8 protein-coding genes are annotated in these 14,109 nt (G+C 47.3%); 6 read left to right on the top strand and 2 right to left on the bottom strand.

Annotated elements, in window-relative coordinates:
* The first annotated feature begins 3 nt into the window (after positions 1-3).
* The 6 genes from FU659_RS04650 (at position 4) to FU659_RS04625 (ending at position 11,477) form a co-directional block, all read left to right on the top strand.
* The gene (locus tag FU659_RS04650) at positions 4-2,907 is read left to right on the top strand and encodes a 1,4-alpha-glucan branching protein domain-containing protein (protein WP_261807611.1); all 2,904 of its coding nucleotides are present in this window, start codon (positions 4-6) and stop codon (positions 2,905-2,907) included.
* 57 nt (positions 2,908-2,964) lie between these two features.
* Entirely contained in the window at positions 2,965-5,373 is a 2,409-nt protein-coding gene (locus tag FU659_RS04645; RefSeq protein WP_147946474.1) for a sugar phosphate nucleotidyltransferase, read from the top strand.
* Positions 5,374-5,420: 47 nt separating this feature from the next.
* Positions 5,421-5,669, top strand: a complete 249-nt coding sequence (locus FU659_RS04640) for a hypothetical protein (protein WP_261807610.1) — start codon at positions 5,421-5,423, stop codon at positions 5,667-5,669.
* A gap of 118 nt (positions 5,670-5,787) precedes the next feature.
* Positions 5,788-6,345, top strand: a complete 558-nt coding sequence (locus FU659_RS04635) for a DUF4912 domain-containing protein (RefSeq protein ID WP_187273895.1) — start codon at positions 5,788-5,790, stop codon at positions 6,343-6,345.
* The gene (locus tag FU659_RS04630; protein WP_147946472.1) at positions 6,342-9,293 is read left to right on the top strand and encodes a 1,4-alpha-glucan branching protein domain-containing protein; all 2,952 of its coding nucleotides are present in this window, start codon (positions 6,342-6,344) and stop codon (positions 9,291-9,293) included. Before FU659_RS04635 ends, FU659_RS04630 begins: the two co-directional genes overlap by 4 nt.
* Positions 9,294-9,512: 219 nt before the next feature.
* Complete coding sequence (locus tag FU659_RS04625) at positions 9,513-11,477, top strand: glycoside hydrolase family 15 protein (RefSeq protein WP_147946471.1); 1,965 nt, start codon at positions 9,513-9,515, stop codon at positions 11,475-11,477.
* A gap of 48 nt (positions 11,478-11,525) precedes the next feature.
* Here FU659_RS04625 and FU659_RS04620 read toward each other — a convergent pair whose 3' ends face one another.
* Together FU659_RS04620 and FU659_RS04615 are read right to left on the bottom strand one after the other, a co-directional pair.
* Complete coding sequence (locus FU659_RS04620) at positions 11,526-13,160, bottom strand: hypothetical protein (RefSeq protein WP_147946470.1); 1,635 nt, start codon at positions 13,158-13,160, stop codon at positions 11,526-11,528.
* Positions 13,161-13,163: 3 nt separating this feature from the next.
* Positions 13,164-13,952, bottom strand: coding sequence for an ABC transporter ATP-binding protein (locus FU659_RS04615; RefSeq protein WP_147946469.1), 789 nt, complete (start codon positions 13,950-13,952; stop codon positions 13,164-13,166).
* Positions 13,953-14,109: the final 157 nt, after the last annotated feature.

Raw genomic sequence — 14,109 nt, 5'->3', positions numbered from 1 at the left:
TTGATGAATCGTATGAAAGCGAAGCCTGAGCTAAAGGGTTATTTTACCTTAGTCCTGCATGCTCACCTTCCTTATGTTCGCCATCATAACCAGGAGGATGTTATAGAAAAACGCTGGTATTACGAAGCCATGACAGAAACCTACCTGCCTTTACTCCAAGTCATGGACCGTCTTGCCATCGATCATGTGGATTTCCGCATCACCTTCTCTATAACGCCAACCCTGCTTGCTTTATTCAGCAATCCTCTCATGCAAGAGCAGTATCGCGTTTACTTAAACAAGCTGATTGAGCTCGCTGAAAAAGAACAAGTTAGGTTGAAGAACAAACCCTCTTTTCTTCCCTTGGCAGAAAAATACGCTGCCCATTTTCTTGAGCTTCAAAAGCGCTACGAAAGCTGTGGCGGCAATGTCATAGGCGAATTTAAACGTTATCAGGATAACGGGTTCATCGAAATTGTCACCTCAGCAGCTACTCATGGGTTTCTCCCTTTAATGAAGACTGAAGAGGCCGTAAAGGCGCAGATTATGTCGGCTGTACGCGATTACAAGCGACATTTTGGCCGTAAGCCGCGCGGATTCTGGCTGCCGGAATGCGGTTTTACAGCTGGTATCGATCGAATTCTGAAGCAAGCGGGAATCGCCTATTTCTTCTGCGACTCCACCGCTATTGCCTTTGCTTCACCACAGCCCAATCGGGAATTGTATGCTCCTCTTCTGACACCCTACGGTGTGAGTGCATTTCCGCTGGACCCGGAATCTTCCAAACAAGTGCGCAGCTCCGATGAGGGCTATCCGGGAGATTTCAACTACCGAGAATACTACCGGGATATCGGTTGGGATTTGGGTTTACATGATAAAAAAGAATGGTCATACATAATGCCTTACCTACTCCCTAAGCATGAACGTGTTAACACCGGGATCAAATATTATCGCATTACAAGCAAAGGCAGACACCATGAGCCCTATCAGCCCAAAAAAGCATTAGAGAGAACGGTTGAACACGCTTATCATTTTGTATCCAACCTCCAAAAACAAGCGGATCATTGGCATCGTTGGCTGGATCGCAGCCCCATCATCGTTTCCGCCTTCAACGCTGAGCTGTTTGGCCATTGGTGGTACGAAGGTACGCATTGGATTGAAAGAGTATGCCGGACATTGTTTCATGATCAACATACGATCAAAATGATAACTCCAGGTGAATACTTACAGGAGTATCCGATAGCCGATGTCGGCAAATTGAACGAGTCCAGTTGGGGGCGCAACCACTCAGCCGAAGTATGGCTGCAAGCGAATAACGACTGGATTTATCGCCATCTTCATCAAGCAGAGGAGCACATGATCCAGCTTGCAACGAAACATGAGCACTTAGCCCGCCATGGTGCGCTAACGGCGGGAGTGCTTAAGCGAACATTAAACCAAGCCGCAAGAGAATTGATGCTCGCACAAAGCAGTGATTGGGCTTTCATCATGGATGCCAAAACCGTTGTCGACTACGCCGTTCAACGGACCAAAGATCATCTCGGTTGTTTCCACCATCTCTGTGACCAAATCGATAGAGAACAAGTAGATGAAGCCTTTTTAGCTGAATTAGAGAAGAAGGATTCTTGTTTTCCCGACATTCAGTTTCAGGACTACATAAGCATCCATCCTGTATCTCCTATTCCACTTATTCCAAGCAGGCTGGAATGGGAAACCTTACTGGAGGAAACGAAACATCGTCCGAATGTTTTTATGCTAGCTTGGGAATATCCCCCAAAAAATGTCGGTGGCTTATCCAGAGCCGTTCATGCCTTGTCCGAAGCTTTAGCTGCAAGAGGAGAAATCGTGCATGTGATTACAACTTCCCATTACGGCGCTCCCTGTTTTGAAAAGATGAACGATGTCTATGTCCATCGGCTTCCCGTCGAATATTCCGGTGATACTCACTTTTACCACTGGACGTTCGAAATGAATCTGGCCATGACGGATCATCTTGTAAAATGGAAAGAAAACGGTGGACGCATCGATCTGCTTCATGCCCATGATTGGATGGTTACACATGCCGCCAAAGAAATAAAGGCTAGCTACGGCATTCCGCTAGTTGCTACGATTCATGCTACCGAATGGGGAAGGAATCAAGGCAATCTTCATTCTGAGCTGCAGCGGAATATTCATCAACTAGAGTGGAAACTTACTTACGAGGCGCATCGCGTTTTTGTATGCAGCTCCTATATGAAAGATGAAGTCGGGCGTATCTTTAACTTGCCTTTGGATAAAATAAGCATTTACCCGAACGGCATTCAGATTCCGAGCCCTCTTTCACTTATCGACGATCAGTTAGATAAACCGGCAAAGGCAAATAAAATCATTTTTTATATCGGTCGCCTTGTCTATGAGAAAGGCATACACATTCTTGTTGACGCGATGCCCAAAATACTTTCCCAAGTCCCGCAAGCTCGACTTCTTATCGCCGGAACGGGACCTATGGAGGAGGCATTGCGTGATCAAGCCGCACATCTGGGAGATCGCGTCTTATTTACCGGTTTCGTTGACGATACCTATCGTGCTGAGCTCTATCAATCGGCTGATGTATGCGTCATTCCCAGCTTGTATGAACCTTTTGGTATCGTCGCTTTGGAAGCGATGGCTCACCACAAGCCTGTCGTTCTCTCCGATACGGGGGGCTTGGCGGAAATCATACGACATGGCGTAGACGGCTATAAGGCGCTGCCAGGTCATGTAGACTCATTAGCTTGGCACATCACCGAAATGCTGCTGCACCCTGAGCAAGCAGACAAGATGGCCAGTCATGCTTACCAGTTGCTGGAACAGCATTATCAATGGAGCCACATCGCTCAAAATATGCTGCAAGAGTACCGTAAACTGACTTACGACCAATCTTCGATTCAGGCTTATGTAAACCTATAAAAACAACTTGCTTACGATGTCCGTTTTGCTATTGCAAAACGCAAAGGAGGTATAACAATGAAGGCTGTCATAATGGCGGGAGGCAAAGGAACGCGTCTTCGCCCCCTGACGTGTCATCTCCCTAAGCCGATGGTGCCTCTCATCGGTAGGCCTTGCATGGCCTATATTGTTGAACTGCTGCAAAAGCACGGCATTCGCGACATTGCGGTCACCATGCAATATAAACCGGAAGTCATTCGTGATTATTTTGGTGATGGGCAGGCTTTCGGTGTGAATATGCATTATTTCGAAGAAACCTCTCCACTGGGCACAGCCGGAAGCGTCAAAAATGCGCACGAGTTTCTGGACGATACCTTTATCGTCATTAGCGGAGATTCGCTGACTGATTTCGATTTGTCAGAAGCAATCGCTTTCCATAAGAAGAAACAAGCCCAAGCCACCTTGATTCTCACGCATGTCAGTCACCCTTTGGAATATGGGGTCGTGATGACAAATGACAAAAGCCAAATTGTTCGCTTTTTGGAAAAACCAAGCTGGGGCGAAGTATTCAGCGATACGGTTAATACGGGAATTTATATTCTGGAACCTGAAACGTTGGAACGTGTGCCTTTGAATCAAGCCTTTGATTTCAGCCAGCATCTTTTCCCGGCGTTGCTCCAAGATAATCAAGGCCTTTATGGATACGTCAGCTCAGGCTACTGGTCAGATATCGGCAACCTCCAGCAATATCGTCAAACCCAGTTTGATATGCTCGATGGGAAAGTTCAGATCCATATTGCCGGAACTCAGATTAAGCCGGGCGTTTACATCGCTGAAGGGGTGGAAACGAGTCTGAGCGCGCATATTGTTGGACCGGCTTACATCGGAACAGGAACGACGCTCGAAGATGATGTGGAGATCGGAGAATACTGCATTATCGGCCAAAATAACCGCGTATCCAAGGGGAGCAAGCTAACCCGCAGTGTATTATGGGATCATAATCATATTGCGGAGCATAACGAATTGACTGGTTCTACGCTGACCAGCCGAATCGTTTGTAAAGAAGCCTCCAATTTGGGAGATGGTTCAGTTATCGGCAATCATGTCGTTATTGGCGCCAAAAGTCACATCCAGCCAAACGTAAAGATTTGGCCCTATAAACAACTACGGGATAAAACGAGTCTTCATACTTCTTATATCTGGGGTGATAACGCCTCCAAGTCATTGTTTAAAGCACAGGGGGTTAGCGGCATTCCAAATTTGGATCTAACGCCGGAGTTGGTCGCTAAATTCGCTACAGCCTATGGAGCAACCGTCGCTCCGCATCAAACCTTGACGGTCAGCTCATCTCCTCATGCTTTCGCTCGTTTGCTGAGACGAACCCTAACGGCTAGCTTGCAGTCTGTCGGCACACATGTTATCGATTTGGGTGATGCTTTCGCTCCTGCGGCTAGTTTTGCCATTCGTCATCTGGGCACTGTCGGCGGTATTCATATCGACTTCTCGGGGAAAGAGAATGGGGTTTGTTGCTTGTCTTGTATCGACGCCGCGGGGCTGCCTATCCCCAAATCAACAGAGCGCAAGGTCGAGAACAGCTTTGTGCAGGAAGATTACGCTCGCGTCTCTATGGCGCAAATCGGCAATTACAGCGAGCAATTCCATTGGTTCCAAACGTACATCAATGCATTAGCCCAAGAAATAGCTGCGGAGCGTGACACACAGACTCATCAGCCGCTTCGTGTCATCGTTGAAGCGAGTCCCTGGCTGCAGCCGATTATTTTTCCGTATTTCGAGAAATTAGGCCTTGAAGCTATTCATGTGACAACGACAAGCACACAAGAACCTTTCCAGCGCTTTCTTCCCCTATCAGGAGCGAATTTCGGATTACGATTACATGACGATGGGAAAAGCATGCAGCTTGTTACGGAGAAAGGCGATGTCGTTGACGGTGATTTACAAACCGTTTTCTTATACCTATGCTACCTGCATAGTCGTCCCGGAACGACCATTGGCGCTCCCGTCAGCGCTCCACACTTGCTTGAAAGCATTGCTGAAGGACTTGGGGCCACAATCGTCCGAACAAAAGAAGGGTCCCGCGCTGTTCTTGAAGCTACTCATGAGACCAGCATGCATCCCCTGTTCGATGCTTTATTTGCTATCGGACTCGTCATTCTCCACCTGGATAGGACAGGCGTTCCACTGTCGGAACTGCTTTCTTTATTTCCCAGCTTTCATCTTCATCGGGAACAGATCGACTGCCCATGGGATTACAAGGGTCAAGTGATGCGAAGCATGATGGAGAGGACGAAGGACACAAGGGTTGAACTGCTGGATGGTATGAAATTTTATCATGACACGGGTTGGGTGCTGTTATTACCTGATGCAGATGATCCTGTATTCCAGGTTGTTGCGCAATCAACAGACCTTGATCAAGCACAAACGCTCGTCCACGCCTATCGGGAGCATATTCTAAACGTCCTTCAGTAAGCATAAAAATGATAAAAGAATGAATTCGTAATGCAGACGTTATTTAAATGAAGTCTGAAGTTGAAGGAGAGAGCGGCGTGAATATGATTTCGAGCGTTTCAAGGCAGATTGCTTTTGTACAGTATGACGATCAATCCTCCAGCATGACCGTCCAATATCATACCGGCTTCAAGGCATCTTATACCAACGTAAAGCAGGATGAATACCTCTTGATCTTTACATCGGCGAATCGATATGACTCCTTAATGCGGCTTACGGAAAATAGATACATGGAAGGACAGGGTCCAGCCAAGTAAATGTTATACCGCGATCTCCCCTTTTTCGAAAGGCGGAGATTTTTCGTTTGCGTCATGCATATGCTACAATATTGCTTAAACGCTACAGTAAATAAATTCCACATTACACCGAGGAAAGGTGAGTCTGATTCCTATCCATTCGCTCTCCATCGATCCAATAGATCGGGACACGCTCCATCTGCTTGTACAGTCCCCCACAGTACTCTTCGCATACTGGCGGCTGTCTGAAAGAAAACGCGCTATGATACTGGAGCACTACGAGAAGGACTGGCAGCTGCTTCAGCCTTCGCTGCGCATTTATGACGTGACGGATTTATCCTTTGATGGCATGCACGCGAATGAGATTTCAGCAATGGTGCTGCCACAAGATGAATGCTGTTTTCTTTCTGGCTTTCACCCCGGTAAGCACTATGTGGCTGATCTGGGTATTCGAAATGATCAGCAGCAGTTTATCCCGCTGCTGCGCTCCAATTCGGTCTGTTTGCCATGGATAGCTTCGATGGATGAGCATGGGAGCACCCCTACATCCGCCCAATATCATATACAGTTTCTCCCCTACGACTCCATTAGACATTCAGGACCATCTGTACCCTATGAGCAATTTTCTGCTTATTCGATCTACACACCAACTACTGCATACTCCGTAGATACGGAATCTGGAGGCGATACGGATTGAGCGCAGCCGTTCACGGTTATGTTGCTTTGCTTTTGCATGCCCATCTTCCTTATGTTCGTCACGAACAGGAGACCGTTACATTGGAAGAACGCTGGTTTTTCGAGGCCGTTGTGGACAGCTATCTTCCTCTCATTGAGATGATGGATCGACTGCTTGAAGACCATATCCCCTTCTGCCTTACCTTATCGGTATCTCCCCCTCTGCTAGCCATGATGGAAGATCCACGCATGAAGAAGAGGCTGCGAAATCATCTAGCCGCTTTGTGCGAATTAGCTCAGCGAGAAGTTATTCGGCTGTGGGGAGATGCTGATTTCGGCCCTACAGCTATGCATTATGCCAATCAATATCATCGGCTAATGGCGCTGTACGATCACCTGCGAGGTGATCTAATCGGCAAGCTCCGCAACCTAAGCGATACCGGATGCATCGAATTGATAACGTGCGCGGCCACGCATGCTTTTTTGCCGCTTGTCAAGAACGACGCCGCGCTGCGCGCGCAGCTCGAAGCCGCCGTTACAGAATTTCGGCGGCACTTTGGTACCTCTCCGGCAGGCATTTGGCTGCCGGAGTGCGGCTATACGCCTGCGCTAGAGCCGCATCTTGAGGCGTTAGGCCTCCGCTACTTCGTCGTGGACGCCCACGCACACACGTTGGCACTGAGGTCCTCGTCGGTCGTTCACCCTGCAGGCACCCCGCTACGCACCCGAGGCGGTGCCTGCGCATTCGCTCGGGATCTCGAAGCTGGCGCCCAAGTATGGAGCGCCGAAGTTGGCTACCCGAGCGATGTCGACTATCGCGAGTATTACCGCGATATCGGCTATGACCTCGGCCGCAGCGGCGGGGCCGAGTGGGAGTACTTGAAGCCCTATGTGCTGCCGGATGGCGAGCGCATTCACACGGGCTTCAAGTACTATAGCGTCACTGGCGCGGCCGGGGGCGACGCCAAAGCGCCTTACCACCCGGCGCGCGCCGCTCAGAAAGCTCAGCAGCATGCTGAGCATTTCGTCGCCAGCCGGGTAGCGCAGCTGCGCAGCCTCGCCGGCGAGCGCGATGCAGCGCAGCCGCAAGAGCCTGCGGTCATCGTATGTCCCTACGATGCCGAGCTGTTCGGGCACTGGTGGTACGAAGGCCACCAGTGGCTTGAGGCTGTGCTGCGCGGGCTGGCAGCCGCGCAGCACGAAGACGTAGTCGTGTCGACGACTACGTTAGGCGGCTACGCCGCCGCCCATGCGCCAACCACGGAAGCGGAGCTTCCCGTGTCGAGCTGGGGCCGGGGCGGCTATGCCGAGGTCTGGCTGCAGCCGCGCAGCCAATGGGTTCATCCGCTGCTGCACGCGGCGGAGGATCGCTTGGTGCTTGCTGCGCAGAAGCACCCGCACCCCGAGCTGCTGTCGAAGCTGCAGCAGCGGGCGCTCAACCAAGCTGCGCGAGAGCTCATGCTCGCGCAAAGCAGCGACTGGACATTCATCATTGACGCGGAGACGGTTACCGAATATGCGATGAATCGGATAGAAACACATTTATCTCAATGTCATCAGTTGTTGGATCATATCGAAAGAACGGATGTCGTCACTTCTGATGCCGAGCTATCCCAAATGGTCATTCGTTCGGAACGAAGAACCCCATTTCTACCGGACCTCCAGTATCGTCTTTACCAAACATTATCCCCGATACCGTCTCCTTGTGAGACGGCGGCGGTAAATCATACTGATTCACTGCGCATTCTAATGCTCGCCTGGGAATACCCGCCGCGCGTCATTGGCGGCCTAGCCAGAGCGGTATGCGATTTATCCAGACAGCTTGCTGCTTCCGGTCATTCCGTGCATGTCATAACCTGTCATTCGAGCGGTTGCCTTTCGGATGAGCTATCAGAGGGGGTTCATATTCATCGTGTCGATATTCTCCAGTCTATGGGGGAACTAAACTTCATGGATTGGGTATTTCAAATGAATATGGCATTCACGGACAAAATCCTTCATCTATCTGCACAAGGGGTATCTTTTGATATCCTGCATGCTCATGATTGGATGGTTGTGTATGCGGCTAAAGAGAGTAAAAAAGCTTTGCAGCTGCCGCTCTTTGCCACTATACATGCGACTGAGCATGGCCGGAATCAAGGAAACCTGCAAACAGCCGGTCAACATCGCATACATGAATTAGAAGCTAGGTTGGTAGCTAATGCGGATCAAATCATCGTTTGCAGTCATTTTATGCAGCAAGAGGTTGTTCACTTATTTCATGCACCCTCGGACAAAGTGATTTGTTTACCCAATGGCGTTATGCCCTTCCGCAATCAGCAAACATCCATCCTGCATGTTAATCCGCTTCTGAGCGAAGCGCTTTCTGATGATGAAAGCCCTAATCGAATCCTTGCTTTCTTTGGGCGTCTTGTATTCGAAAAAGGTGTTCATGTTCTCCTTTCTGCTATGCGCTTAGTACTCAAACTTGTTCCGGAAGCCAAACTTGTCATTGGAGGTACAGGACCCGAGTTTGAATCTCTTAAACGTCAGGCAGCCCGCTTCGGTGATCGCGTTTGTTTCACCGGCTTTTTAGATGAGAGCGACAAATGCCTACTGCTTCAACGGACAGAGCTTTGTGTATTTCCAAGCCTCTATGAACCGTTTGGCTTAGTTGCCTTGGAAGCTATGGCCAGCGGCACACCACTCATCGTCTCGGATACAGGGGGCCTTGCCGAAATCGTCGATCATGGTAGGAATGGCTGCACAGTACCCGCTGGAGACGTCAACGCATTGGCCGCTCAAATTGTTGCTCTTCTGCATCGGCCCGAAGAAGCCGCTAAGCTTGCAGCTGCTGCCTTATCCAAAGTACAAGTCTCTTATAATTGGAGGCAGATTAGTAGACTTACGACACAATCTTACAAAAAATTAACAAGCAACGGCTCGTTTTATGAAGGTATATTCCCCGCGCAGAAGGAAATAATAAAATAATATGGGCAGTTATGCCAGGATGTAAGCGTGATCAGCTGGAATTTTCAGAATTTTTTCAAAGAATCATTGATTCCTTGGTAATAATTAGGTAACCTATTGGCAAGCCCTTTGCTGATTATGTCCTAAACCATGCAAGTAGATAGACGCGATATCCACGTTGGATACCTCAAGGACAGGTTCTGAATCGCGATCAAACAAAAGAGTGGGGAAGTGATTGTATTGCCCAGACATCTGGTCATCGGAAACGGAAAATTTCTTATTAATCTGGATCAGCATTCCTATATGCGAGATCTGTACTATCCTTTCGTAGGCCAGCTTAACCATATTGGTGGCTATCAATGCCGTGTAGGCTTATGGGTAGATGGCGAATTCGCTTGGCTGAATGCCCCGGAATGGGAATTCAACCTCTCTTATGTCGAGGATTCTCTCGTTACTGAGGTGACAGCTACACATCCGGGTCTTGGTGTAACCCTGCTCATGAATGATGCCGTTCATCAGCGTGAGGATATTTATTTGAAACGTATTCAAATTACGAATCACAAGGATACCGTTCGAGAGGTCCGTATGTTCTTCAATCAAGACTTATTGATTAATGAAACAGAAGTTGGCGATACAGCCGCGTATTATCCTATGACCAATACGGTATTTCATTATAAAAAAGACAGATATTTTATGTTTAACGGGAGTACGGGAACCGAAGGCATTTATCAGTATTCTACAGGTGTCAAAAGATTCTATAATGCAGAGGGAACATGGCGCGATGCCGAGGATGGCCATCTCATGGGCAATGCTATTGCACAAGGCTCCGTGGATAGTACGATCTCGTTTCGACTGTTCGTACCGCCAGGCTCCAATCAAACTCTCTACTACTGGATGGGCGCAGGGAAAACCCTCGAGGAAGTTAAAAAGCTGGATGCTTATGTGAAAGAAAGCCATCCGGGTAAGCTGCTTGACCGTGTAACCGTGTATTGGCAGCGTTGGGCGAATAAGTCTGAGCGAGATTATGGCGATTTACCGCTAAGCGTTCAGCGCCTCTACAAGCAAAGCTTGCTGATCGTCAGAACGCAAACAGACGTGAATGGGGCGATTATCGCCGCAAACGATTCTGACATCATGCAGAGCAATCGCGATCATTACAGCTATATGTGGCCAAGGGATGGCGCATTAATCGCTTACTCGATGTCCATGGCTGGCTATCAAGGTATGATTATTCCATTCTTCAACTTCTGTGCGAATGTGCTGTCACCCGAAGGTTACTTGCATCATAAATATAATCCGGACGGCACTGTTGGCTCCAGTTGGCATCCCTACATTCATTCGGGACGTGTGCAGCTTCCTATTCAAGAAGACGAAACGGCTCTTGTGCTGTTCGCTCTCTGGCAAGATTTCCAGAAGCACGGAAGCTTGGAATTCGCTCAATCTCTCTATCGCAATCTGATTCGCAGAGCAGCCAGATTCATGTCTACCTACATTGATCAAGAACTGAGCCTGCCGAAACCGAGCTATGATCTATGGGAGGAGCGCTACGGTATTTTCACTTTCACGGCGTCAGCCGTTTACGGTGGACTTATCGCAGCTTCGAACTTCAGCAACTTGTTCGGAGATGAAGAACGCAGCAATCGCTATAGGCATACAGCTGAGAAAATTAAAGCCGGTATTCTTAAACACTTGTGGGACGAAAACGAAGGACGCTTTGTTCGCGGCTTGTATATGGAAGACGGCGAATGGGTCAAAGATATGACACTGGAAAGCTCGGTTTATGGCATATTCGAATTCGGCGTTCTACCTGCTGACGATGAGCGTGTTGTGAGTACGATGAGAGCGAATAAAGATGGCCTCACCATCAAGACGGATATCGGTGGATCTGCCCGCTATCATCACGATTATTACTTCCAACGTTCTACGGATATTGAAAATGTGCCCGGCAACCCTTGGATCATCTGTACATTGTGGATCGCTGAGTGGGAAATTGAGTACGCCAAAACATTGGCCGATCTTGAAGCCCCGCGTCAAACGTTGGAATGGGTCGTTAAGCATGCCATGGAAAGCGGCGTGCTCCCTGAACAATTAGATCCTTTTAACGGAGATCCTGTCTCGGTTGCTCCGCTTACATGGTCACACGCCACTTATGTCCTCACGGTAGTGAAGTATCTTAAAAAGTATAAACAGCTTACCAACACATAGCCCCAGCTTGAAAAGGCCGCTTCTGCAAGATGCAGGAGCGGCTCTTTTTTATACGCGACCTCGGAAAGCATATCGCCATAGCCCAACATGGATCAGAGTTACGAGGACCAATAAACAATAAGGGCCATAGGCAATGGAAATGCTCAAATAATGGACGCCTCCCATAACGCCTATGAGCAGTAGAAGAGGCAATACTTTCCAACCATCCAGCTGCTGGGCAAATTGGAAGGACTCCGAGAAAGGAAGTGCCTTCTTCATACTGCGGAAGCAAATGATTGCATATACAGATGCATTCAACAGCACAATGATGAAATCAACCGCAACTCTTAAGCCGAATATGCCGATATAAACAGCACTTAAGCCTGCAAACATAGGAAAGAACAATTTGACCATCACTGCCTTCAATGTTCCTTTGTACATCGATACGGTGGATGCAAGTGGGGTAACTTTATATATCCAAGCCCCTTTATACGCCCCTGAGTACCGCAGCATAAGTATGACCGTAGGAATGAGTGTCAGTGTAAAGTAAATCGTTAAATACCATTTGCTCGCACTCAGTTCCGACCATGATAACGTTCTTAGCTCGTTAAAAATAAAAATAAACGGAAATATAACCGAAAATCCAATCGAAGGATACACTTTAAGCTTGAATTCTCTCTCATTCTTCATCATATGGACTGCAAATCGGAAGAAAGCCCACTCCTTGGGATCCGGACATATCCACTTCAGATATTGATCCCGGATGAGTCCTCTTCTCTGCTTTCCTCGAGTACCATCATTAGAAAGCTTGAGCAGATTGCGTTCAAAGGTGGGTATGAATTGCTTATACAGCAAGATGGCAAGGATCGGAATGACAAAAGCTAATATAGAAAATAAGATATGAAATCTATCTAAGGTATGTTCGAAAAGCATTTCTGTCAATGCGCCGTACCATACAGGAGGTAGCAATATTTGCCACCATTTCAACTGAAAGCTAATATCCATATGGACGATTTGAAAGGATCTGGAAATGAGTTGATAGGATATAGTTATCAAGATAGTTAGACTGATTTGAACATAATTAATGATATCCTTCAGTTTCTCGCCATCAAAAAATTGTAGAATACATAAATACAAAAGAGCTGTGAGGACAAGAAAAAATAAATCCAAAAGTATGATTTCAATCACAAACAGCAAGGTAAACCAAATACCGTGACGAATGCATGCCGCTAACAAGGGGGCTACCATAAGCGCGCTCGTCAAATAAAACAAATATAAGCTTACATGAACCGTTTTAGCTAGATTCATTGTCTGCCTCTTAATTGGCTTGGTCAATAAGATGTTGTGATCCCGAACATCCAAAAGCACGGACGAAAAGTCAGATATCATCGTAGTCATAATCAGAAATGAAAAGAACCCGAACACCAGACTCATTTGAAATAAAAAGTGGTTACCTATGTAAAGAAAAGGAACCATCAATAATCCCATAATGCCATAGATCCATAACGACTTGTGAAACTGGTTGCTGTCTTTGTTCTTAGCTGCCTTCTTGTTGAAGTTTCCTTGAAGAATCGTCGTGCTTCTTCTTCCATCCATCGTTAACTTCTGCTGAATGATTCGTCTCATAACCGGATAATCGGCACCAAGCTTATTAAAAATGACCGCGAACTTGTCTAGTACTCGAAGGGAGAAGTAATCTTTCATCGGCTAATCCTCATTTACGATGGAGACGAATTGTTCGGCAATCTCCTGGTGCTCATGAAAGCCGGTCAATTGATTAAAAATTTGCTCCAGAGATCCTTCCTTGCATTGTTCCTTCAGTTCCTCGAAGCTGCCATCCGCCACAATCTCTCCTCCACTCAGCAAAACGATGCGGGAACTGATTTTCTCCACAACGTCCATGATGTGCGACGAATAAAAGATCGTCTTTCCCCGTTTTGCCAATTGTATCAATATTTCTTTGATGATCATGACACTGTTCGCGTCTAATCCACTTAACGGTTCATCCAGAAACAGTAAATCCGGGTCATGCAGCAGACTGGAGATAAGCATTACTTTCTGCTTCATTCCTTTAGAGTAGGAAGCGATGCGGGCATGAAACACATCCTCCAACCCTAATTTGTTCACAAGTCTTCTCGCCTTGTATTCAGCATCGTCATACGACATGCCGTAAAGTTCCCCAATAAAGGTCAAATATTCACAAGCTGTTAAATTATCATACATCTCTGCCATTTCAGGCACGAATCCAATTCGACTCTTGTACGCCGTATCGCCATCCGCTATATCTCTACCAAATATATGAACTTTACCTGTATAACCGGTAACAATGCCTAGCATAATTTTGACGGTCGTACTTTTCCCGGCACCATTCGGACCAATATAGCCAATAATTTGACCTCGTTCTACTTCCAAATCTATTCCGCGCAGCACATAGTTATCCTCATATTTCATACGCAGCTCTTTCATCGAGAGGACAGTTTTTTCGGAAATTCCCATTTTCTCACCTACATTGTAATATTTATACTCCACACTTCCCTATCATATCAAAAATAAATGGATTCTGCGTATCATTTGTACGATTATTTTCTCACCTACCGCCCAAACAAAAAAAGAACGCAAGACGCTTATGCAGCAGTCCTTCGTTCTTCTCTAG

It is taken from the genome of Paenibacillus sp. N3.4 (assembly GCF_008017805.1).
Classification (GTDB): Bacteria; Bacillota; Bacilli; order Paenibacillales; family NBRC-103111; genus Paenibacillus_E.
The sequence above is the reverse complement of the archived record's forward strand: the minus strand, read 5'-3'. Positions and strand labels throughout refer to the sequence as shown.